Genomic DNA, 22234 nt, shown 5'->3' with positions numbered 1-22234 from the left:
TGGAACCATGAGACCCCACGCGCTGCCCCCGCGGTCGCCGCTGCCGATCCACCTGCCGACCCTGGGGGCCATCACCTTCACCGTGCTCGCGTGGGCCTCCGCCTTCGTGTCGATCCGCAGTGCGGGCGCGGCCTACTCTCCGGGTGCCCTGGCCCTGGGACGGCTGCTGACCGCCTCCCTTGTGCTCGGGCTGCTGCTCCTGGCCCGCCGCGAGGGACCGGCGCCACGGGGTGCGTGGCGGGGGATCCTCGTCTCGGGCGTCGTCTGGTTCTTCGGGTACACGGTGATGCTGAACTGGGGCGAGCGCCTGGTGGACGCGGGTACGGCCGCCCTGCTCGTCAACATCGGGCCGATCCTGATGGCCCTGCTCGCCGCCCGGCTGCTGGGGGAGGGGCTGCCGCCGCAGCTGCTGCTGGGCATGGGGGTCTCGTTCGTGGGCGCGGTCGTCGTCGGCCTGTCCATGTCCGCCGCGGACGCCGGTGCCGGAGGGGGCAGCTCGACGTCCGTGCTCGGCGTGGTGCTCTGCCTGCTGGCGGCGGTGGCGTACGCGACCGGAGTGATCGCCCAGAAGCCCGCGCTCGCGTGCGGGTCGCCGCTCCAGATCACCGCGTACAGCTGCCTCGTCGGGACAGTCGTCTGCCTGCCCTTCGCCGGGCAGCTGGTCGCGGAGGCGTCCCGGGCGCCGCTCTCCGCGACCCTGAACATGCTCTATCTGGGTGTGGTGCCGACCGCCCTCGCGTTCACCACCTGGACGTACGCCCTGGCCCGGATGCCCGCCGCGAAGCTGGGCGCGACCACGTACGCCGTCCCGGCCATCGTGGTGCTGCTGAGCTGGCTGCTGCTGGGCGAGGTGCCGGCGTGGCTGACGCTGTTGGGCGGTGCGCTGTGCCTCTCCGGCGTCGCCGTGTCCCGTCGCCGGCCCGCCTCCGGTCCGGCGGACCCAGCCGGGGCCAGACGGGCGAGGTAGCCGGGCCGGTTCCTGGTCTTCGTCGCCCGGGCGTCACCTCTGCCGACGGCCGCGGCGCAGGAGGAGGACCACCAGGATTGCGGCGGTGGCGGCCAGCAGCGGCGTGGGGTTGGCCCGCACCCTCGTGGCGGCCGTCCCGGCCATCTGAAGTAGGGGTTCCCCGGCTTTGGCGACTGCCAACCGGCTGGTGTGGGTGACGCTTTCACGGACGTGGGCGGCCTTGTCGAGTACGGGGGCCGGGGTCTTCTCCCTGATCGTCTCCGCTGCCTGCGCGGCTGTGTGCCGCAGCTGGTCGGCGGCCAGTGCCGCTTTCTGTCCGGCCTGCTCCTTGATGTCGGCGGCCTTCTCCCTGGCCTGCTCCTTGATGTCGGCTTTGGCCGCCAGCGCCTCCACGGTCCGGCCGAGTTCATCGCGGGTGTGATCGACCTGTTCGCGCAGCTGCTCGGGGGTCGGTGCGGACTGCTCGCCCTGGGACTGGTGGCTCATCGGTGTGCCCTCTCCTTGATCTCGGCCACGTCGGCCTTGACGCTGTCGATGGTCTTCTCGGGTGTGGGACTTCCGGCCCGGGCAACCTGCTTCCTGCCGGCCACGGCCAGGACCGCCGCCACGGCCGCCAGCGCGATGCCGACGGTCAAGGCCGCCGCCCACACCGGCAGGACCAGCCACAGGGCCGCGATCGCGGCGGCGACCAGGGCCTGGGCGGAAAGGATGCCGACGATGCCGGCACCCCCGAACAGGCCGCCGCCCATGCCGTAGCGCTTGCCCTTCTGGGCCATCTCCGCGCGGGCCAGTTGCATCTCCTCGCGGACCAGTTCCGAGATCTGCTGCGACGCCCGCGTGACGAGCTCGCCCACCGACTCGTCGCTGCGATGGCCGGGACGGCTTCCGACGGTGCTCATTGGCTGTTCACCTTCTTTCGCCTGACAGAGGGGGGTTCCCGGCCGCGCATACCCCGCAACCCGCCGGTCACCCCTCGCGGAGGCGGGTCCGCGGAGGGCGGAGGCGGGACGGCGTGCGGGCAGCGGTGGCGGCCGTGCCGCCGATCAGTGGGCCGCGAAGGCTAAGCCGTACTTTCCCGACGGCCGCCACCGGTCGACCTGGCCGTGGCCGGTCAGGCGGTGGGGGTGCCGGGGCGGAGGGTGAAGAGGTGGCGGGTGCCGGTGAGGTCCAGGACCCGTTGTGCCTGGTGGGGGACGCAGTGGAGTTCGAGCCTTCCGCCCTGGGCGAGCGCGCGGTTGCGCAGGGTCAGAAGGAGGTGGAGGCCGGAGGAGTCCAGGAAGGTCACGGCCGACATCTCCAGCGCCAGGGTCCGGCCGCTCAGGATCAGGGCGTCGGTGAGCGTCGAGAGCCGTGTGCAGGAGCCCATGTCGAGTTCGCCGGAGACGGCGAGGACCACCCGGTCGGGGCGGGTGGTGGTGTCGGTATGGATGGCGCCAGGCATGTGCTGGTCCGCCGTTCTATGGGGAGAGCCCATCACGGTCGGCTCCCCAAGTGGGGCGGAGGAGGCCGTCAAGCGCCGCGGCATCGTGCCGGGCAAAGCCGAATGAGACCACCCGCACCCGCCGTCAGCCACCCCTCGGTGACCGGATGGTGGTGTGGGGTCTCCCACCAGACCAGGCTGGTACTCAACCCCTGCCCAGTCCTCACCGTCCTACCCCTCCTTCCGCAGCCGGATCTCCGCCGCGTAGCGGGTCGGGAGTGGGCCGTCCGTGCGAAACGCCGCGTCGCTGTGGGCAGGCCTGCCACACCCCGGTGACTGTGTGTCATGTAGCGTCCATGCGCGGTCACTGAGAGTAGTTGAATGGTGGCCTTCCTCTGCCGTTGGTGCTCCGGGCGTGGGTGCTCCGGCCCTTGTGTGGAAGGGGTGAGCCCATGCCTCGGGGACGGGCTTTCCGGGCCTCCAGCGGGTCGCAGCCTGGTGATCAGGCGCGCTTGTCCCGGATGCGTCCGGCAGGCCGGGTGGACGTGGCGTCGTTGCCGCGCCCCAAGCGTGATGCCGCGCCCCTGCCGCATCCGTTCCTCCCGGCTCCGCAGCGGGCGCTGCCCGGCAAGCCGCGGGTGCCGGGTGTACCGGTCTCCACGTCGGGCCTGACGCGCAAGCCGGGCGCTGCGGCGGTCTCCCCGTCGCGGCCGTCCGGGACCGGGGTCCCGCCGGCCGCGCCGAGGGCGGTGCCGGCGTCGGCGGTGCTGGAGCGTCTGACGGCGTTCCCGACGCTGGGCAACGTCAACAGCCGGGCGCCGTCCGACACGCAGCTGGCGGTCGGGCCGGACTACATCATCCAGATGATCAACATCAGCGGGCAGATCTACGACAAGGCCGGCAACGCGATCGGCTCGCCGTTCGACCTCGGTGCGTTCTTCGGGTTCACCGCCGGCACCGGCACGGACCCGCGTGTGCACTACGACGCCGCGGCGGGGCGCTTCTACGCCTGCTACGAGGCGAACCGCTCGGGTGGGGACGAGATCCAGCTCGCGGTCAGCGACGACGGCGACCCGAACGGGACCTGGACCCGCTACAACGTCGGAAGCAACACCTCCAACGTCCTGCAGGACCAGCCCAAGCTCGGCTACACCAACGACAAGGTGACGCTGAGCTGGAACAACTACGACAACAGCATGACCGACCGCCCGTTCCTGGGCGTGGAGACGGTGGTGGTCAACAAGGCCGAGCTGCTGGCGCAGGGCACGATCACCTTCGCGACCTTCGCACAGGACGCCAACCAGTTCCAGGTCGTGCCGGCCACCTCGCTGTCGTCCGTCAACGACCAGCTCACCATGTCGCACGACACCAACAGCACCGACGTGCAGGTCCTGACGATCACCGGCGTGCCCGGGGTGAGCCCGGTCAACCAGAGCGAGACCACCATCGCGATCGGCACCGCGGACACCCCGCCGGACGCCGAGCAGCCCTCGGGCGGCGACTCGATCATCGAGACCAACGACGACCGGATGCTGTCGGTGGCCTGGCAGAACGACCACCTGTGGGGCGTTTTCAACGTCGCGTGCATCCCGCCCGGTGACACCGTCACCCGCGCCTGCCAGCGCTTCATCCAGATCAACACCGCAGGCGGCGGCCGGACGCTTGCCACCAACCACAACCTCGGCCTGAACGGCGGACACATCTACTACGGTTCGGTGGCGCTGAACGACGAGAACGACCTGTTCGCCGGCTTCACCGCCTCCTTCACCGGCATCTTCGCCGGCGGCGTCGCCATCGGCGTCCCCCAGGGCAACTTCCCCGCCGTCCTCTCCGGCGACTTCTACGCCGCGGGGGACCAGGCCTACACCTGCGCCTGCGACACCGCGTCCAAGCCCGCCAACCGCCGCTGGGGCGACTACTCGGGCATCGCCCGCGACCCGGCCAACCCCAAGGACGTCTGGACGGTCCAGCAGATCGGCGGCCTGAGCACCGGCGGCACCCCCTTCGGCGGCCCCTGGGGCACCGCCATGGACCGCGTCACGCTCTCCCCGCCCACCGTCACCGGCGTCATCCCCAACCGCGGCCCCGAACGCTCCACGTGCACCAACACCGTGACCGTGACCGGCACGGAGTTCCCCACCAGCGGCACCAGCGTCAAGTTCGGCACCGCCACCTCGCCCAGCGTCAGCGTGACCGGCCCCAACTCCCTCACCGCCGCCGTGCCGCCGCAGCCGGCGGGCACGGTCGACGTCACCGTGACCACCCCCAACGGCACCAGCCCCGTCACCGCCGCTGACCGGTACACCTACGATGCCGACACCGCCGCGCCGACCGCCGGCGCGAGCCTGTCACCGGCCGCGAACGGCGCCGGCTGGAACACCACCAGCCCGACCATCGTCAACATCACCGCCGACGACTCCTGCGGCTCCGGCGTCCAGAAGATCACCTACAGCGCCGCCGGCGCCCAGGCGATCCCCTCCACCGACGCCTCCGGCGCCGTCGCCGCCGTCCCGGTCACGGCCGAGGGCACCACCACGGTGACGTTCACCGCCACCGACAACGCCACCAACCCCTCCAGCCGAAGCGTCACCTACACCGTCGCGTACCGGATCTGCCTCCTGTACGACCCCACCCAGCCGCCCCGAGGCGGCCAGAGCACCATGCCGATCCGCCTGCGGATCTGCGACGCCAACGGCAACAACCTCTCCAGCCCGGCCATCACGCTGACCCCCAGCCAGATCGTCGGGCCGGCCATCCGTCCCTTCACCACCCCCTTCCGCTACGACGCAGGCCTGCGCGGCTACATCGTCAACGTCCCCACCCGGGACCTGCCGGGCGGCAGCTACAACCTGCAGTTCACCATCAGCGGCGCTGACACCACCACCCACGTCGCACCCTTCACCCTCCGCTGAGCCCGCCCGCCCCACCAGCAGGCCCAGGTCGACGACCTGGGCCTGCTGCCTCCCCCGCCCGCACACGATGGTCATCAGATGGACGACATTATCCTTGTCATCCATCGGATGACGTGTTACAACGGTGCCAGTGAGGCGCATGGGCAGCAACTGCCTGACTCTGCTGGAGGTGTTTTCACGATGTTGATGCGGACTGACCCCTTCCGCGAGCTGGACCGGCTGGCGCAGCAGCTGACGGGTCCGGGCACCTGGTCGAGGCCGTCGGCGATGCCGATGGACGCCTACCGCGAGGGCGACGAGTACGTGGTGTCCTTCGACCTTCCCGGTGTCACGGCGGACGCGATCGACATCGACGTCGAGCGGAACATGCTCACGGTCAAGGCCGAGCGCCGGCCGGCGGCGAAGGCCGACGACGTGCAGATGGAACTGTCCGAGCGGCCGCTGGGCGTCTTCTCCCGCCAGATCGTGCTCGCCGACACGCTCGACACCGAGCACATCAAGGCCGACTACGACGCGGGCGTGCTCACCCTGCGCATCCCGATCGCCGAGCGCGCCAAGCCCCGCAAGGTCTCCATCGGCGTCGGGACCGGCCACAAGGAGATCGCCGGCTGACACCGGCCGGACAGGTGCGGAGGACGGGCACCTGATCTCCCCCTCACCCGCCCTCCGCACCCCCTGGGCAAGGCCGACGTACAGGAAGGGATGCCGGCTGAGACCGAGCAGACCGCGACCCGGGACGTCAGCGTCGTGCTGACCACGGTCGCCGACGCCGCAGGCGAGGACCTGCTGCGGCAGATCCTGCTCCGGCTCCCCGCGGTCTACGACCTTCTCTTCGGCCGGCACCAGCCCACCTGACCACCGGTGCCTCACACCGGCACCACCCCACCCTGGCTCGCAAGAAAGGCATGCACCGCAGTGATCACCGACGTGCGCGTACCGCTTGAGCACCGGCAGCCGTCCGAGACGGCGTACGGGCGGATGCTGGAGAAGGTCCGCTACGAAGGCGCCTACCCCACCCGCGAAAGGGCCGACGAGGCCGTCCGCCTGGTCCTGGCAGGGCTGGGACGGCAGCTGACCGGCGACGAACGCGTCGACCTGGCCGCCTGCCTGCCCCTGGAGGCCGCACGCGTCCTGACTGCGCAGATCCCCGATACCCGACCGCTGACGGGATGGGCCTTCGTCAAGGACCTCGCCGCCCGCTCCGGCGCCTCCCTGGCCACCACCCGATGGGACACCGGCTCCGTCTTCGCGGCTGTCGCCGCCCACGCCGGCCCCGACCTCATGGCCCGCATCCTCCACCAGCTTCCCACCGGCTACGCCCTGCTGTTCGGCCAGGCCGAACTGAACCCCGCCGCATAGCGGACCGTGTCCTTCGGGCGCGAAGAGGGGCGGGCAGGAGTCGAGTCAGCGGTCGACCAGCCGTGGACGCTGGGCCTCACCCGTGGATTCCGCGTCGGCGCCGTCGGTGTCGTCGGCGCCGACCGGACCGCCGGGAAGCATCCGGTCCAGCCACTTCGGCAGCCACCAGTTGGTCCGTCCGAGGAGCGTCATGGCCGCCGGTACCAGCACCATGCGTACGACCGTGGCGTCGATGAAGATCGCGGTGGCCAGGCCGAGCCCGAACATCTTGCTGGAGGGGTCCTCTGCGACGGCGAAGGACAGGAAGACCGCCACCATGATCAGGGCGGCCGAGGTGATGATCCGGGCGGTGCCCGAGATGCCCTCGACGATCGCCGTGCCGTTGTCGCCTGAGCGCAGGTACTCCTCGCGTACGCGGGAGAGGAGGAACACCTCGTAGTCCATCGACAGGCCGAACAGGATGGCGAAGAGGAACATCGGGATGAACGACACGATCGGAACCGTCGCTTCCAGCCCGATGAGTGCGCCTCCCCAGCCCCACTGGAAGACGGCGACCATGACGCCGTAGGCCGCGCCGATGCTCAGCAGGTTCAGCAGAACCGCCTTGAGCGGTACGAGTACCGAGCGGAAGACCAGCATCAGCAGCAGGAACGACATCGCCAGTACGGCGGCGACGAGCACCGGAAGGCGTTGGCTGGTGCGTCGGCCGACATCCGACAGGATCGCGGCGGCGCCGCCGACGTGGGCCCTGGCCGGGCCGTGCCCGATCGCCGTGGGCAGCACGTCGGTACGCAGCCGGGCGATGGTGTCGGTCGTGGCCTTGTCCTGAGGGCTGGTGGTCGGGAACACCACGACGGTCGCGATGCCGGTGGCCCGATCGATGTGCGTCGGTGCGACGGATGCGATGCCCGGATCCGCCGCGACCGCCCCGACGATTCGGTCCAGCACCCCCGGATCACCGGCGGGGTCCGCGGCGATGACGAGGGGACCGTTGGTGCCCGGCCCGAACCCCTCGGCGACGAGGTCGTACGCGCGGCGCTCCGTACGGCTGTGAGGCAGCGAGCCGTCGTCGGGCAGGCCCACGCGCAGGCCGAGCACGGGCAGCGTCGCGGTCAGCAGCAGCCCCGCCGCGCCGATCGCGTACGGCACCGGGTGCCGGCTGACGTGCCCGATCCAGCGCCGCCAACCTGCGGCGGGAGCGGCACCCGCCGCCGTGTCCCGCCGCCGTGCGGGTCGGCCCGGCTTCGCGGTCTGCAGGGCCCGGCCGATCCGGCCGGCCCGGGCCAGGCGTGGGCCGGCGGCGCCGAGGAAGGCCGGCAGCAGCGTCACCGACGCGGCCACCATGGTCAGAACGACGATCGAGACGGCGAGCCCGCCCACCGTCATGAAGGGCACGTTCGCGACCGCCAGGCCGAGGATCGACACGACGACGACGCCGCCGGCGAAGACCACGGGCCTCCCCGCCGTTGCCACCGCACGCCCCGCCGCCTCGTGGGGTTCGAGCCCGCCCGCGAGATGCTCCCGGTGCCTGGCGAGCACGAACAGCGCGTAGTCGATGCCCACACCGAGCCCGACCATGCTGCCCAGGACGGGGGCGAAGGTGGGGACGTCCGTCACCCCCGCCAGGAGCGTCATCGTGGCGACCCCGATGGTCAGTCCGAAGACCGCCATGCCGATCGGCAGCGCGGCGGCGACGAGCGAACCGAAGGCCAGGAACAGGATCGCGGCCGCCGCGAGGATGCCGATCAGCTCGCTCGCACCGCCGTTGGGGTCGGAGAAGGCGTAGAAGAGGCTGCCGCCCATCTCGATGCGCAGGGGCAACTCGGCGCGCAGCCGGTCGCCGAGACCGACGAGGGCGTCGAGGTCGTCGGCCGACAGCCGGCTCTGGTCGGGATACTGCACCCGGACGACTGCGATCCGCCCGTCGGCCGAGACGAGGCCGCCGCGCACGGCGGTGTCCCCGCGTGCGTCGAGCGCCCCCGCCGGGTCGCTCGTGCCGAGCACGTGCGGCAGCCGCTTCACCTCGGTCTGCAGCCGCGCGAGAGCGGTGCGCGCGCTGCCGGGGTCGAGGAACGTCGTACCGCCGTCAAGGGGGGTGACGACCACTTGGGCGGTCATCCCCTCCTGGCCGGTGCCGGCCCGCTCGATCAGTTCCGCGGCCCGTTGGGAGTCCAGCCCCGGAGCGGTCATCGAGTCCGCGGTCCGCCCGCCGAAGGCGATCGCGGCCAGGACGGCAAGCGTGGCGGCGACCAGCCATGCCGCGATCACCCGCCAGGGATGGCGGGCGGCGCTTGCGCCCAGGCGCAACAGGGCTTTCGAGAGCATCGGGTCCTCCAACCACCTCGTCGGCCGTCCTTGTACGGCCGCCGATGCCGAGGTTCGTCGCCACGGCGCTCCGCGGCATCGGCTCCCGGGCCGCTGATCCGTAGGCCCCGGGGCGGATTGACGCCCCGTCCTTTCGGCCGATGCGCGGCACGGCGCGGTGCCTAGGCTGGGAACCGTGCTACGAGACGACCTGCGAACCCTGTGGACCGAACCCCGGCCGCCCGACGCGCCCGCCCGCGTGTGGCGGGACTGGGTGCTGCTCGCCGCGGGTCTGGGCGGCGTGGTGCTGGAGGCCACCCTGCGCGAGAACGTCGTGTGGCGGCCGGTGGCGGTGGTGCTCGGAGCATGGCTGTGCCTGCTGCCCATGTGGCGCCGGACCCGCCCGCTGGCGATGGTGACGCTGGCGTTCGGCTCGGTGGTCCTGCTTCCGTTGGCCTCGCTCGTCGCCGCGCCCCGCGAGTCCGTCGGCCTGTACACCGGGACGGTCGTGCTCGTGCTGGTGTACGCGCTGCCCAGGTGGGGATCGGGACGCGAAGTCGTGCTGGGCGGTGCGGTGATCCTCGCGGCCGGCGCCCTGTGCGTCGTGACGGACGACACCCCGGTCGTCGAGAAGGTCGTGGGCCTCGTCTTCCTGATGCTGCCCGGCGTGGTCGGGGCTGCCGTGCGGTTCCGGGTGACCGCTCGCGAGCGGCAGTTGGACCAGGTGCGCTCCCGCGAGCGCGAGCAGCTCGCCCGGGAACTCCACGACACGGTGGCCCACCACGTGTCGGCCATGGTGATCATCGCCCAGGCGGGCCGGGTGCTCGCGGGCACCGATCCGTCCGCCGCCGTCGAGGCACTGGAGCGGGTCGAGGAGGAAGGGGCGCGCACGCTGGAGGAAATGCGCGCCATGGTCGCCGCGCTGCGCGACCGTGGCGTCGGCGCCGAGCTGGCGCCGCCCGCCGGAGTCGCGGATCTGGAGCGCCTGGTGCGCACCCCGGGTGGTCGCGTCAAGGTCGCCCTGGGGCTCGACGGCGAACTGGACACCCTGCCCCCGCCCGTGGACGCGGCCGTCTACCGGATCGTGCAGGAGTCGGTGACCAACGCGATGCGCCATGCGGTGGACGCGACCGAGCTCGTCGTCCGGGTCGCCGCCGAACGGCACACGGTCCGGGTGAGCGTGCGCGACAACGGCCGGCGCACCGGCCGGGGTCGCGACGGATACGGACTTACCGGACTGCGCGAGCGTGCGGCCCTGCTCGGCGGCAGACTACGAGCTGGTCCCGGCCCCGACCAGGGCTGGCACGTCGAAGCCGAGCTGCCCAGGGGGAGGACCGAGAGCGGTGCCCATCCGCGTCCTCGTCGCTGACGACCAGACGATCATCCGCACCGGGTTGCGGATCATGCTGAACGCCCAGCCCGGCATCGAGGTGGTCGGCGAGGCCGCCGACGGACGGGAAGCGGTACGTCTGGCCCGCGAACTACGCCCCGACGTCTGCCTGTTCGACATCCGCATGCCCGTACTCGACGGGCTCGAAGCCACCCGGCTGGTCGCCGGTCCCGGCGTCGCCGACCCACTGGCCGTGGTCGTCATCACCACGTTCGACCTCGACGAGTACGTCTACGGCTCACTGCGCGCCGGCGCCCGCGGATTCCTCCTCAAGGACACCGGACCGGACCTTCTGGCGCAGGCCGTACGGTCGGCGTCCGACGGCGAGGCGCTCATCGCCCCCAGCGTCACCGTCCGTCTGCTCCAGGCATTCGCGGACCTGCCCGCCGGCCGGCCCGTGGCCCAGCCGGTCTCCCCGGTCACCGCCCGCGAGGAGCAGGTGCTCCTGGCCGTCGCCCGCGGACTGACCAACACCGAGATCGCCGATGTGCTGCACATCAGCCTCAGCACGGTGAAGACACATCTGGCCAGCCTGATGGCCAAACTCGGCGCCCGCAACCGTGTCGAGATCGCGATGTGGGCCTACGAAACGCGCCGTATCCTCCCCGGAACCTGAGCCGGAGGCCGGGCTCCGTCCCAAAAGTGCCCGACACAAAGACCGCCGCGGTGGAGTGCGTCGGAGGCCGTCGGGACGGTGGGTGTCAGGGCTCCTCGATTCCGGCGAAGACGGGTACCTTCTCGTCTTCGCCGCCGACGATGGTGGCGACCTGACTGCGTTGCCCCGGGGTGCCGGTGATTCGTGCCCGGAGGACGCCCTGCCCGTCGGCCGGGCACCAGATGTCGATGGTGGTCTGGTAGCCGTAGTCGCAGTAGCGGACCCCTGGGCGGTTGCCCGGCGCGAGCAGGGCTCCGCGACCGGGGACGGACATGTGGACGGTGTTGCCCAGGGGATACAACGCGGGGATGGTGGCTTCAAACGATGGTGTCGTGAGCTTCTCGGAGCACCGCGGTGTCAGGGGTCTGCTCTTCGCTCGCGCCGGTCGTGACGACGCCGATCAGCGCGAGGACACCGGCCACGAGTGCTGCCCAGATCCAGGCGCGCTTGCGCGGGCGTATCGGCATGTGTCCCCCCGTGGTCTGAACCCGCGCTTGCTGAGCCCCGTCAGGTCGGACCGTAGCCGATCTGCTGGCGGGCGTGCCCGTGGCCGTAGGACGAGCGGTGAGGGCGTCCCTCGCCGTGAAGCCGCCGGGTGCCACCACGGGTCTCGTCGCCCTCGGCACACCGGACGGCCGCGCGGCCACCGACACGCCGTTCACCGTCTCGTACGACGACAACGACGAGGTCGAGTCCACCGACAGCACCTCATCATGGCCACCACCCCCGCCGCCGTTCCGGTGCCCTCTCCCGGCAACTCCGCCGAGGTCCGTTTCACGGCGGCCAAGGGCGACGACGCCGCCTTCGGGCTCACCGGCTCCACCTTTCCCGCCGATCCCGCCGCCGAATTGGCGACCCCCAGGGCCGGCGGACAGGGTCCGGCACCGTCCGCAAGGACGACGGCAGAGGGTCGGTCCGTGGGCTGCCCGCCTCCGGCCGCTTCGCGCTGCCCGTCCACCCCGGCGCCGACAACCGCGGCACCACCGGGGTCACGGTCTCCCGCTTCGATTCCGTCTGGAACCACAGCGCCTGAAAGCTCAGCACGACTGACGCGACTGTCCGTCTCCCCGACCTTGCGCAGAGGGGCAGCAGCCCGCACCCCGACCCGGGGCCCGATGCTCAAGAATCGGTGACACGCGGCGACGGATGGCGTCCTCGGCGTCCCGGTACTGAGGCGGGGTGGGGGCGGCGGCGCCGAAGGGGGGCGATTCCGTGGGGTAGGGCGCGCCGTCGGACACCACTGCTGGAGCGCAACCCGGTGGCGCGGTCCGCCGCATGGCACCTACCCCGGGATGTCGACAACCGCGCCCCCTGCCGGGTCCGGTCACACCGCGGCAGGGGGCGCGGCATGGGCGCCCGGTGTCAGCCGCGGGGGAGCCGGTTGTTCAGCCAGCCGGTGGCCGGCCCGTTGTCCCTGACCACCAGGTAGTCGCCGCGCTGACCTCCGTCGAGGTCGGCGAAGTCGACGTTGTTGTGAGGGGCACCGACCCCGGAGGCAACTTCACCGGTCCACTGCCAGGCCCAGCCTCCACCTTCGGCGGGGCCGTTGTTCAGCCAGGCCCGGGTGCGGCCTTGGCCGTCGATGACGAGGTAGTCGTCCCCGCCATCGCCATTGAGATCGGCCCACCGCAGGTCGGATCGGGGGGCGCCGACCCCGGAGGCGACGGTGCCCTTCCAGTCCCAGCCGTCATCCGTGGCCGGGCGCTGCGTAGCGCACGGGGACGGGTCCTGCGGACGCGGGCGGGCTATCCAGCCATCGCTGATGGCCTGGTGGATTCCCCTGTAGAAGGCGTTGGCCATCTTCTCGTAGCCGATGGCCTTGGGGTGCAGCCAGTCGTTGAGGTCTTCGGGTGTGAGGGCGTTCATGTCCACCAGCCGCACATGGTCACCGGCGGCCCGGAAGCCGTTGACGACGGCGGGGATTGCGGCTTTGTACCGCTTGATCCGCTCGTTGACCTCATGGGTGGAGGACGGCACGAGAGTGGCGACCAGGACGGTGGTCTCCGGGGCGGCACTGACGATCTTGCCGATCAGCGTGCGCAGCCGTGCGGGTGCCCGGTCTACATCTGCGTTGCCGTTCATGTCGTTGGTGCCGATGTGCAGGGTGACCACGTTCGGCCGGTACCTGGCCACGGTGCAGTCGGCGATGGCGTCGATCTGGCCGATGCTCCAACCCTTGTGCCCTTCGTGGTCTCGGTCAGGGCCGGTGCCCGACTTCACCGTGCCGACGAAGTCCAAGGAGCGCAGATCGTGTGCGAGGAAGTCCCAGACCCGGCCCCTGTAGCTTGAGCCGCCCTGCGCGCCGACACCGTAGGTGGTGGAGTCTCCCAGGGGGAGCATTCGTACGTCGGTGGTGCCGGCTGCCGCGGGGAGCTGGGGCAGGCCCCGCTTTTCCAGCTCATCCTTGATCGCGCCCACGCCGAGGCCGGAACCGATGGCCAGTCTCCGGACTGGGTGTTCTGACCGGGAAACCGGCCGTCGGTATCGGGGTCGGGCTGGGTGGCGTTTCCGCCCGCACCGTCCGAGCCGGTGTTCGCGGGCCCGTCCTCGTTCCCTTCGCGGGCGCAGTCCAGCAACGCGGTCACCACCTCCCCCGCCCCCGCAACGGCGGCTTGCCGCTCCATCTCTTCCTCGCACCGGGCAAGGTGATCGTTGAACCGTTGGAAGTCATCCCGGTTGGCCATGCGGTTGTCCTGCGCGCCCTGCTCGGTCTGCACCGTGCTGAAGTGCTCGTAGTCGAAGCGGGCCGGCAGGCCGGCACAGTCCTGCGCAGCGTCGGAGAACGCAGAAGGTCACCGGCCGGTCCGCTGCGCGGGCTGTGGGCAGCGTCGCGCATATCCATACGAGCAGCGCGGCCACCAAGGCCGGCACCGCTGTTCTCATGGTCCTCGGCCACGCCATGGCCGCCCCCTTCGCCGTCTCCCATGGTCCGCGGCCCTGCAACTGCCCGTGCTTCCCGCCAGATGGCAGGGGCCGCCGTTCACCACCGGTGCAGCTACCGGCCGCGCCGGCCTCTACCGCGGAGAGCCGACCTTACGGAGTCCTTACCTACTGCGGCCGCCCTGCGGGCCACGCAGGAGGCCAACCGAAAGACGTCGCAAACGTCCCCTCGACGCGCACGTCCGACGTGCCGCCCCCGACCGCCGCAACCCGCCGCCTCTGGTCCGCCGCAGCTACACGTACGACGCCGGGTCCGCACCCGCAAAGCCTGCGAGCTCGACGGACGGGAGCTGTCAGCGGAGGAGATCGGCCACATCCAGCCGCTGCCGACGGCGAAGGCGCTCGAGATGGCCATGGTCCAGCAGTCCGTCGCCGACGCCCGCGCCGCCCGCGAAGAGGAAGAGCCCGCCACCGTCCACGACCTACCCACCGGCAAGGCGAAGAGGACCACCACGCGGAAGCCCGCCGCCAGGAAGGCGACGGCACAGAAGACCAGCGCACTCCGTCCCGGAGCGCGTGAAACCGGCCGGCACGCACCATTTTCCCGGCGCGCTTCGACGTCGAGGTGTTACATCGGAGACCGTGTACACGCATGAGCCCCCGAGCAGCATGCTCCGGGCGTGCGTCCGGCTCAGGCCTCGACGGGCTCCGGTTCGGGGTGACGTACGGCCTTCTTCACCGCGGCCTCGACCTTGTTGCGCGGCTCCCCGATCGCGGCGGCATGCGCGGTGATCGCACTCTGGGCCTCGTCGGCACGCTCCCGCCACGTCGACAGGGCGGCATCCCACGCCGCGCGCTGCTCATCGCTCAAGCCCTGGGAGGTGGTGCCGTGCTCGGCGGCGATACGCCGGGCCTCTGCATGAGCCTCGTCGGACAGCATCTGGATCTTGATCAATTCGTCGGTCAGTTCGATCGCCACCGCGGAAGTCTAAGACCGCCGTCCCTCCGTCATGCCCAGCCGCGCCCGCCGAACGCCGAGGCTCACCGGGTTGCCCTCCTGAGGACGGCGAGGTGGCCGCCGGCCTCGGCGTCCGCGCGCGGCCGCTCGGACTGGCCGGTGTCGGCCGAGCGTGCAAGGGACGACGCCGCGGTGGGTGCCGGATATCAGGGGACGGGTACGCCGGGGTCGAGGAACCACAGCCCCGCGATGCTCCCGTCCTTGTGGAAACTCAGGCGGAATGTCGCGGGCCGGTCCTCCATGCGCAGTGGTGTGTCGACCACTGACAGCTCGCCCGAGGCGAAACGCGTGGGCTTCCCGTGTGACTGGTAGCGGCCGAAGGTCTCCTGGCAGCTGTCCCAGGCCTCGGCGAGCGCGTCGGGAGACAGGACAGCACGCAGCGTGGCGTCGAAGCGGGCGGTGGCCGCTTCGAAGTCGCCGTCCACGATGTCCTCGAGCGTCTGGAGGGCGATCCGTTCGTAGGGAGCCGGGGCCGGCGAGACGGCAGCGGCGACGGCCGATCGGCCCGGGGCGGCTGCGGCCGTCCACCCGTCGACGGACAGCAGGACACAGGCAGCCAACGCCACGGCTGCCGTCCGCCGCATCCGCCCTCGCCCGCCCGGCGTCCTGCCTGTGTCAGTCATCCCCACCTCCTGAGCTCGGGCAGTCTCGACTACCACCTTGCTCCGTCACCCGCCGCGGCGCACCCGAAGCGCAGGCCTCACCGTGCACGTGCCGCGGGTACGCTGCCGACTCCCTCAGGCGGGCCGGTACACGGCACGGATGGCCGTCGTGTGGAGCCGGTGGAGCCGGGCTCCCGGCTGAGGCCGCGGGGGTGAGGGTGCGGTGTGGCGGGCGGGGGATGACGCTGGAGGTGTTGGTGTTCCACCAGTGGGGCGATCCCCCCTGCGCGCGACCCGTGAGGAGGCGTGAATGTCGGATCCGTATCCGCCTCCGGGTGAGCAGCCGCAGGGCTGGGGTCCCCGCCCCGGCGGCCCCCCGACGGACTCAGGTTGGCCCCCAGCCCCTGGCAGGCTCACCGTCAGGCGGGGGTGGAGGCCGCGTGCTGGTGATCGTGCTCGCGGTGATCGGCGCCCTCGTCGTCCTGGTTGTGGGGCTGGTCGTGCTGTTCGCCACTGCCGGACGGGACCGTGGCCCGGACTCGGCCGGAACGCCGTCGGGGCGGCCGCAGGACACTGTGCCCGGCCCGAGAGGCGACGTGGAGATCACGCGGTGCACGGTGAGCAGCATGACCGACTGGGCCGAAGCGGACCTGCTGGTCACCAACAGGTCGAGCAAGACAAGCACCTACTGGGTGCAGGTCGAGTTCTTTGACTCCTCCGGCACTCGCCTGGGAGACGCTTTCGCCAGCGTTTCCGACCTGGCCTCCGGCCAGCGGGCCAAGGCCACGGCCCAGGGGCTCGACCCGATCACCGTCAAGATCACCTGCCGGATCACCGACGTCACGCGCTTCGCCTCGTGAGGGTGGGGCGCCGCGCGGACCCATGCCTGTCCTGCCCTGGCGGAAACGATGCGCAGCTTTAGCCCGGCCCGCCCCTGCGCACTGCCGACAGCATGGCGAGCCTGCGCCTGCCCCCGCGTAAGCGCGGGCCCGGGGGAGGGGGCTTACTGTAGAGGTCGTCTCGTTTCGTTCTCCGGGCATTCTGGTGGTCGCCTGTGGCTGTCTGGCGGAAGGCTTACATGCCGCGGTCCGGCCCGCTCCACGGTTCCGGCCGTTCGTCGGCGGTCATCGGAAGTCGGCACAGCTGTACGGGGCCGGGGTAGAAGGCGGAGGTGTTGGGGCCGGCCATGTCCTCACCGATGAGATAGCGGTAGAGCCACTCGGCGAAGCTCATGTAGTACCATGCCCAGCCGCCTTCACCGTCGTCGACCAGGAACCAAGGGGCTCTGTCGCCTGCGGCCATGAGGAAGATCGTCTCGCCTCGGTCGGTGCTGGCGACCGGCCACAGTCCGGTACGGGTGCCGAAGCTCAGCTCCGTGAGTCCGAACAGCACACGAGGATCTTCGTCGGCGTCCAGGTCGAGTTCATCCCAGGGCACGTCGCTCCAGGCCCGGATCGTGTCCGTCATCCACTCACCCAGATTCCATCGCCCGGTCGCGGGATGGAGCAGGTACAGGTGTCCGTTGAGACGGATGGGAGCGTATGCGTCCACGAGGGTCTGGTAGTCGGTCGGCAGCCGGATGCCGAGTTGTGCGTGGAGTCGGTCCCAGGCGGTGGGGTCCGCGTAGCGGTTCTGGGCCGGGCCGAGCATCGCCATGGTGGCGGCCGGGTAGTCGGTCATGGCGTTCCTCGTTGCTGTGTGTGCCGCCTGTGCGGGAAGCAAGCTCTCTGACCGGTCGAGGCCGACGCGGCCCGCGGCGGGAACGGATCGGCGGGATGCCCCGCGCCGAGGGCTCCAGCCCCTGGCTGTCATGAAAGCCGACCTGATATCGGGGCAGATGGTGGTGCTGCAGAGGGCTGGCGTCAACCTGACCACGTTCCGGCCCCAGCTGGGCCAGGTGGCCAAGACCGTCTATCAGGCGGTGGAGGCCAACCAGTCCCGCATACGGGCGGCGGGGACCGACCGGTGGGCGAAGCTGCTCAAGGCGACGATGCCCGAGGGCCTGGTGCGCGATGCGATCCTGTTCTCCCGGCCTGGCCGGACAAGGCCGCGAAGATGGCCTTCCTCGACCAGCGCGGTGTCGGCTTCGCCTCCTTCCTGACCGCCGCGCACGGCCAGGGCATCGGCATCGACCAGGCCGTCGCCGCGCTCCTGGCCCAGCAGGCCGCCGGACCCGGCCGGGGTTCCTGCCGCCCGGCCCGCCCCCGCCTCGCGGGCTGTCCTGGGGGCTTGGTCGGCGATCGGTCTTCCTGTACCGGACGCGGTGTACTGGCCGCGACGTGCTCCGCCGCCGGTCGGGCCGCTGGTCGCGCCGTCGGTGCGTGCCGGCGTGCCTGCTATTGAGCCCGTGCGCCGGGTTTCTCCCCGTCCTGGGCCTGTTGGGCTCGGGTGGCGATCATCTGGGCGAGCGATTCGAGCGTTTTGACCTCGTAGTCGTCGTTGCTGCCGTGTTCCGCCACGTAGACGACGACGGTGCCCACCCTGGCGTACGCCTGGCCTTCGCTCGCCGAGATCTCGACGGCCGAGGACTCCTGGCCGAGGGCCGGGATGGCCAGTGGCTTCCCGCTCTTCCCCGCTTGGGTCGTCTCGCGGTAGACCCTCTGTGCGTCGGCGACCGACGCGCAGGCGGCCACACCGAAGCGGGCCGACTGGTCGAACTGGTTACGGAAGGAGGACTGGGCGACGCTCAGGACCCCCTTGCACTTGTCGGGTGACTCGTCACAGTCCCTGACCGCCGGCTCGGACCGGCTCGTCCAGCCGGCCGGCATGCTGTGCAGGTCGGGCGCGATCGCCTTGACCGCCTCGGGGTCCTTGAGGACGGTGACCTTGTGCCCTGAGTCGGCCGACGGCGAACCGTCGTCGCCGACCAGGCCGGAGAGCCCGTAGACCGCCAGGGCGAGCACGACGACCACCGCGACGAGGGACAGGATCGCCACCGGGTCGCCCTTGCGGATCTTGGTGATCGCCTGGTCGCCGAGGACGAAGTTGCCGCGGGCCCGGGAGCCCCGGTCGATGTGGATGCTGCCCATGTTGGTGGGTGGCGCGGTCGGCATGGGCGGGACCAGCAGGCTGGCCAGGTATGCGGCGAACGCCGGGTCCTCGTCCAGTACCTCCGCCAGCTTCTCGCGCAGCCGTGTGCGGGCGTCGGGGTCGTCCGGTGCCTGCTCGACCGCTGACACGGCCTCGGGCCCCTGTGGTACGCCGCTCAGCCGGCCCCGCACCAGCTCGACGGCCATGGGTGCCCACGGCACCGCCGGCCCCGGTCACCGCGGCGCCGGCCGCCCGTGCCACCGCGTCCACCGCGGCGGCCGCCAGATCCACCCCACCGGCCATGCTGTAGCCCCCAGGCCTCTGATTCCCCAACCAGCCATGCATGTAGGGAAGTTGATCCCCCGCGCAGGGCAAAAGCAACCCCCGAGACCGGTGGGGCGCGCCCCCATGTCTTTGGCCAAGGGAAAGGGGGTGCGTCGGGTCGGCGAGCCGAGGCAGCATGGCGGGGTGGCTGATCTGCTGTGGGATGACGGTCAAGTGCTTCTTCGACCGTGACCTGATGGGGCCGCTGCCGGACGTGCGTGTCCCGGATGCCTCAGCGGAGGACTGGCAGGCCGTCCGCGATCCGGTCGCAGAGAAGGGCTGGAAGTGCCAGTAAGCCCGAGGGAGAAACAGTGCCTCCGGTGCCCCCGGGGGGCGGCCGTGCTGTCCCGTCCGGCGGATGCCGAGTGTCCCAGACCAGCGGGTCTGGGACACGCCCGATGTGCTGGCGATCTTCCCTTTCCACGCCGCCGATGAAGTCGACGCCGCAGTGTCGGCCGGGAAGCGGTGCTGTGCGGCCGCGCTGCGCGGCAGGCGGCGTCCTCGTCGCGCGCGGCAGCTTCGCCGTGCAGCTGGCCGGAGGGATATAGCCTGGCGGGCGCCGGCCGGGACATCGCCTGGCTCCTGCCGCCCTGTCCAGGCCGGCTGCGGACCCTGGGGTGGGTCCTTCTGAGCCGCCCTCCCGGAGCGGGTACCGGTGGTTACGGAGCTGTCCGCACCTACCTCCGAAGGTGATCGGCTATGCACGTCCTGCTCGTGAACATGCCCTGGGCACCCGTGGACCTGCCCTCACTCGGCCTCGGAATCATGCGGCGGGTGGTGGAAACGAAAGTCCCCGAGGGGCGGGTCACCACTATCGACGCCAACCTCGATTATGTCGACTGGATCACCGAGCGGACCTCCTTCAGTGCGGACGACTACGAGTACTACTCGTTCGAGTCGTACTTTCACGGGGTGGGCGACTGGGTGTTCTCCTCGGCGCTCTACGGGGATCCCGGATGGCGGGTGCGCGAGTTTCGGGAATATTTCGGGAATGAGCTGGGGGAGGCCCTCACAGAGAAGACGGTCGCACTGCACACGTCCGCTCCCGAATTCGTACGCGGCCTCGCGGAGCGCATCGTGGAGTTCCATCCTGACGTTCTCGGTCTCACCGCGGTCTTCCAGCAGACCACCGCGGCCCTCGCCGTTGCTCGGTACGTGAAGGAGATCTCTCCCGCCGTCGTGACAGTGCTGGGTGGATCCAGCTTCGACGCCGAACAGGGCGCGGCTGTGCACCGCAATTTCCCCTTCGTCGACTACGTGGTCCGCGGTGAGGGGGAGGTCGCTTTTCCTCAACTGCTGGCATCGCTCGCCGACACGGCAGTGGACCGGACCGACATCCCTGCGCTGTGCTGGCGCAAAGAGGGTGGGTCGGTCGCAAACCCGATACCGATGTCACCCACCCCGCCCTCCGCGCTGGTCCCACCTGACTTCTCGGGGTACTTCGACAGGCTAGCTGCTTCGACAGCGGGCTTGTGGACCAGTCCCACGTTGCCGGTGGAAGGGTCCCGTGGCTGCTGGTGGGGCGAGAAACACCAGTGCACCTTCTGCGGGCTGAACGGGTCGCATATGGAGTTCCGGAGCAAACGGCCCGAGGTCTTCCGCCAGGAGATCCTCGCACAAGTACGCGAGCACAAGGTCCTCGACGTCTGCATCGTCGACAACATCCTCGACATGTCATACCTGACCTCTCTCCTTCCCGCACTTATCGAGGACAACTACGATCTGCGGTTCCATGTGGAGGTCAAGTCGAACCTGCGCGCCCCGCATTTGCGGCTGCTCGCCGCCGCCGGGATGACATTCGTCCAGCCGGGGATCGAGAGCCTGAGCACGCATGTGCTCCGCCTCATGGACAAGGGAGTGACCGGCTGCCAGAACGTCCGGATCCTGCGCGACGGCCAGTCGGCCGGACTCGCGATCGCCTGGAACTACCTTCACGGCTTCCCTGGAGAACTGGACCGTGACTACGACGATGTCGTGGAGCAGTTCCCCGTCCTGAGCCACCTCGAACCACCGGCAGGCCTGTCCGGGCGCATCACCATCGAACGCTTCAGCCCGTACTTCACACGGCCTGAACTTGGTTTCTCACCCCTGAAGTCCGCCGGTTACTACTCTCTGATCTACGACCTGTCGGAAGAAGAGCTGTTCGATCTCGCCTATGTCTTTGATGCTCAGCAGCACGGGGTGGGGCCTGAGACGATCCTCAGGCTGAACGAGGGGCTCGCGGTCTGGCGGAAATCCTACCCAGGCAGTCGCTTGAGCCATCTCGATCTGGGTGATCGTATCGTCCTGGTCAACCGCCGTCCCGACTACGTATGGCGCACCCTGGAGCTGCGTGACGCCCTCGAACTGGCGGTGTTCCGTCTTCTCGAAGATCCTCGCACCCTGACCGGGCTTGCGCGGAGACTTGCCGACGCCGGCCACCAAGTCCAGGAAGCGAAACTTCAGGGCATTCTCGGCAGATGGCAGGAGCTCGGCATCATCTTCACCGACGCGGGACAGTTCATTCACGTCGCTCCGGTTGCAGTCAACCAGCACCTCTCGCGCCTCAACTGCCTGCGCCGCTTCCCGGACGACGTCCTGCGGGCCACGGGAGACGCGCCATGACGCCATCCGCGGAGATCTCGGTGACGGCGTGGCGCGACTACGAGCCAGAAGCCTGCCTCCTCGAGGGCATGAGCTTGGGCGAGGCGACGATCGCGCAACCGTCGGGAGCCGCAGCCGAGAGTCTGTGGCGGCTGGGCGCACGCCGGGTCAGGATCAATCACCTCGTCGACTTGGCCACCCCCGCCGCGGCGGACTTCGCGGCCCTCGGCCTGATTCGTGACCTGACCTCCCACGCCGTATTCGTGGAGTGGCGGTTGCATCTGCCGGATGCAGACGCGTCCTGGCGCCTCTTCAGTCACCTCCACCCCCCGGTCAGCATTGACGGCTCCCCAGGAAGTACTGTCCTCAGCCAGTGGAGACGCGACCACTATCTGGGAAAGCTCGCCTGGCTTCGTGGGCCGGGCTTCATCCAGATCCGAGACCGCCGATGGGGCGACCTACGTCTGTTCACCCTCGATCAGCCTGGCGAACTTGCCGCGGTCGTGGCACTCAGTGAAGCCACCGCCCCCTCACTCACAGCGCGGGCCGCTGTCAAGGAGCTGGGGCGCCACCATCTCGCGCTACAGATCGGGAAGCAACTGTGGTTCGCGCCGTACTCGTACCGCCGACGGCCCCAACACGCCTGGTGACGACAGCTCCCCGCAGGGACCCCGCGGGGCGAGGCCCCCTGACCAGGGCACCTCGCGCTGGAACAGGCATGTGCGCGACAGCGAACCTCGTCGACACTACGCGCATGCTCGCGGTTTCAGGTCCAGCTTGGGAGCACGGC

At 70.5% G+C, this 22234-nt stretch carries 21 protein-coding genes and 2 pseudogenes; 12 read left to right on the top strand and 11 right to left on the bottom strand.

Annotated features, from left to right (window positions below):
• Positions 1–7 precede the first annotated feature (7 nt).
• Positions 8–967: a DMT family transporter gene (locus ACIF6F_RS22050; protein ID WP_399949070.1), complete on the top strand. Its 960-nt coding sequence runs from the start codon at positions 8–10 to the stop codon at positions 965–967.
• Between the two features lie 33 nt (positions 968–1000).
• Here ACIF6F_RS22050 and ACIF6F_RS22045 read toward each other — a convergent pair whose 3' ends face one another.
• From ACIF6F_RS22045 to ACIF6F_RS22035, 3 genes are all read right to left on the bottom strand, one after another.
• The gene (locus ACIF6F_RS22045) at positions 1001–1453 is read right to left on the bottom strand and encodes a DUF3618 domain-containing protein (RefSeq protein WP_399949068.1); all 453 of its coding nucleotides are present in this window, start codon (positions 1451–1453) and stop codon (positions 1001–1003) included.
• The gene (locus ACIF6F_RS22040; RefSeq protein WP_399949066.1) at positions 1450–1866 is read right to left on the bottom strand and encodes a phage holin family protein; all 417 of its coding nucleotides are present in this window, start codon (positions 1864–1866) and stop codon (positions 1450–1452) included. The genes ACIF6F_RS22045 and ACIF6F_RS22040 overlap by 4 nt, the downstream gene beginning before the upstream one ends.
• A 212-nt stretch (positions 1867–2078) precedes the next feature.
• Entirely contained in the window at positions 2079–2408 is a 330-nt protein-coding gene (locus ACIF6F_RS22035) for an STAS domain-containing protein (RefSeq protein WP_399949064.1), read from the bottom strand.
• A 743-nt stretch (positions 2409–3151) separates the two neighbouring features.
• Here ACIF6F_RS22035 and ACIF6F_RS22030 point away from each other — a divergent pair.
• From ACIF6F_RS22030 to ACIF6F_RS22015, 4 genes and pseudogenes are all read left to right on the top strand, one after another.
• Positions 3152–5299 carry an IPT/TIG domain-containing protein gene (locus ACIF6F_RS22030; protein ID WP_399949062.1) on the top strand — a complete coding sequence of 716 codons (2148 nt, stop codon included), beginning with the start codon at positions 3152–3154 and terminating at the stop codon, positions 5297–5299.
• A gap of 180 nt (positions 5300–5479) precedes the next feature.
• Positions 5480–5911, top strand: a complete 432-nt coding sequence (locus ACIF6F_RS22025; RefSeq protein ID WP_399949060.1) for an Hsp20/alpha crystallin family protein — start codon at positions 5480–5482, stop codon at positions 5909–5911.
• A gap of 102 nt (positions 5912–6013) precedes the next feature.
• Positions 6014–6154 (top strand): annotated as a pseudogene (locus tag ACIF6F_RS22020) (DUF2267 domain-containing protein); the annotation flags it as partial.
• 60 nt (positions 6155–6214) lie between these two features.
• Positions 6215–6658, top strand: coding sequence for a DUF2267 domain-containing protein (locus ACIF6F_RS22015; RefSeq protein ID WP_399949058.1), 444 nt, complete (start codon positions 6215–6217; stop codon positions 6656–6658).
• Positions 6659–6703: 45 nt separating this feature from the next.
• On the opposite strand, the gene ACIF6F_RS22010 is transcribed toward ACIF6F_RS22015, so the two are convergent.
• Positions 6704–8983, bottom strand: a complete 2280-nt coding sequence (locus ACIF6F_RS22010; protein WP_399949056.1) for an MMPL family transporter — start codon at positions 8981–8983, stop codon at positions 6704–6706.
• 175 nt (positions 8984–9158) lie between these two features.
• Between ACIF6F_RS22010 and ACIF6F_RS22005 the strand changes: the two genes are divergently transcribed.
• Positions 9159–10331 (top strand): sensor histidine kinase, encoded by a 1173-nt coding sequence (locus tag ACIF6F_RS22005; RefSeq protein WP_399949054.1) that lies wholly within the window; start codon positions 9159–9161, stop codon positions 10329–10331.
• Positions 10306–10968 (top strand): response regulator, encoded by a 663-nt coding sequence (locus ACIF6F_RS22000; RefSeq protein ID WP_399949052.1) that lies wholly within the window; start codon positions 10306–10308, stop codon positions 10966–10968. The genes ACIF6F_RS22005 and ACIF6F_RS22000 overlap by 26 nt, the downstream gene beginning before the upstream one ends.
• A gap of 85 nt (positions 10969–11053) precedes the next feature.
• Here ACIF6F_RS22000 and ACIF6F_RS21995 read toward each other — a convergent pair whose 3' ends face one another.
• The 5 genes from ACIF6F_RS21995 to ACIF6F_RS21975 form a co-directional block, all read right to left on the bottom strand.
• Positions 11054–11281: a hypothetical protein gene (locus ACIF6F_RS21995; RefSeq protein WP_399949050.1), complete on the bottom strand. Its 228-nt coding sequence runs from the start codon at positions 11279–11281 to the stop codon at positions 11054–11056.
• Positions 11282–11324: 43 nt separating this feature from the next.
• The gene (locus ACIF6F_RS21990; protein ID WP_399949048.1) at positions 11325–11474 is read right to left on the bottom strand and encodes a hypothetical protein; all 150 of its coding nucleotides are present in this window, start codon (positions 11472–11474) and stop codon (positions 11325–11327) included.
• Between the two features lie 895 nt (positions 11475–12369).
• Positions 12370–13425: a GDSL-type esterase/lipase family protein gene (locus ACIF6F_RS21985; protein ID WP_399949046.1), complete on the bottom strand. Its 1056-nt coding sequence runs from the start codon at positions 13423–13425 to the stop codon at positions 12370–12372.
• Between the two features lie 1153 nt (positions 13426–14578).
• A complete protein-coding gene (locus ACIF6F_RS21980) occupies positions 14579–14866 on the bottom strand; it encodes a hypothetical protein (RefSeq protein WP_399949044.1) in 288 nt (95 codons plus the stop codon).
• A 185-nt stretch (positions 14867–15051) separates the two neighbouring features.
• A complete protein-coding gene (locus ACIF6F_RS21975; protein ID WP_399949042.1) occupies positions 15052–15528 on the bottom strand; it encodes a DUF3887 domain-containing protein in 477 nt (158 codons plus the stop codon).
• 419 nt (positions 15529–15947) lie between these two features.
• Between ACIF6F_RS21975 and ACIF6F_RS21970 the strand changes: the two genes are divergently transcribed.
• Positions 15948–16367, top strand: a complete 420-nt coding sequence (locus tag ACIF6F_RS21970; protein WP_399949040.1) for an FxLYD domain-containing protein — start codon at positions 15948–15950, stop codon at positions 16365–16367.
• Positions 16368–16581: 214 nt separating this feature from the next.
• Here ACIF6F_RS21970 and ACIF6F_RS21965 read toward each other — a convergent pair whose 3' ends face one another.
• Positions 16582–17187 carry an SMI1/KNR4 family protein gene (locus ACIF6F_RS21965; RefSeq protein WP_399949038.1) on the bottom strand — a complete coding sequence of 202 codons (606 nt, stop codon included), beginning with the start codon at positions 17185–17187 and terminating at the stop codon, positions 16582–16584.
• Between the two features lie 130 nt (positions 17188–17317).
• On the opposite strand from ACIF6F_RS21965, the gene ACIF6F_RS21960 reads away from it, so the two are divergent.
• Entirely contained in the window at positions 17318–17608 is a 291-nt protein-coding gene (locus ACIF6F_RS21960; RefSeq protein ID WP_399949036.1) for a hypothetical protein, read from the top strand.
• A gap of 235 nt (positions 17609–17843) precedes the next feature.
• Here ACIF6F_RS21960 and ACIF6F_RS21955 read toward each other — a convergent pair whose 3' ends face one another.
• A complete protein-coding gene (locus tag ACIF6F_RS21955) occupies positions 17844–18743 on the bottom strand; it encodes a hypothetical protein (RefSeq protein ID WP_399949034.1) in 900 nt (299 codons plus the stop codon).
• A 202-nt stretch (positions 18744–18945) separates the two neighbouring features.
• Between ACIF6F_RS21955 and ACIF6F_RS21950 the strand changes: the two are divergent.
• From ACIF6F_RS21950 to ACIF6F_RS21940, 3 genes and pseudogenes are all read left to right on the top strand, one after another.
• Positions 18946–19303 (top strand): annotated as a pseudogene (locus ACIF6F_RS21950) (hypothetical protein); the annotation flags it as partial.
• Between the two features lie 257 nt (positions 19304–19560).
• On the top strand, positions 19561–21465 hold the full coding sequence (locus ACIF6F_RS21945) for a RiPP maturation radical SAM C-methyltransferase (RefSeq protein WP_399949032.1): 1905 nt from the start codon (positions 19561–19563) through the stop codon (positions 21463–21465).
• On the top strand, positions 21462–22094 hold the full coding sequence (locus ACIF6F_RS21940) for a DUF5825 family protein (RefSeq protein WP_399949030.1): 633 nt from the start codon (positions 21462–21464) through the stop codon (positions 22092–22094). The genes ACIF6F_RS21945 and ACIF6F_RS21940 overlap by 4 nt, the downstream gene beginning before the upstream one ends.
• The last annotated feature ends 140 nt before the right edge of the window (positions 22095–22234 follow it).

This window comes from Streptomyces sp. NPDC086023, assembly GCF_044540325.1.
GTDB lineage: Bacteria > Actinomycetota > Actinomycetes > Streptomycetales > Streptomycetaceae > Streptomyces.
This window is presented reverse-complemented; position numbering and strand designations above follow the sequence as displayed.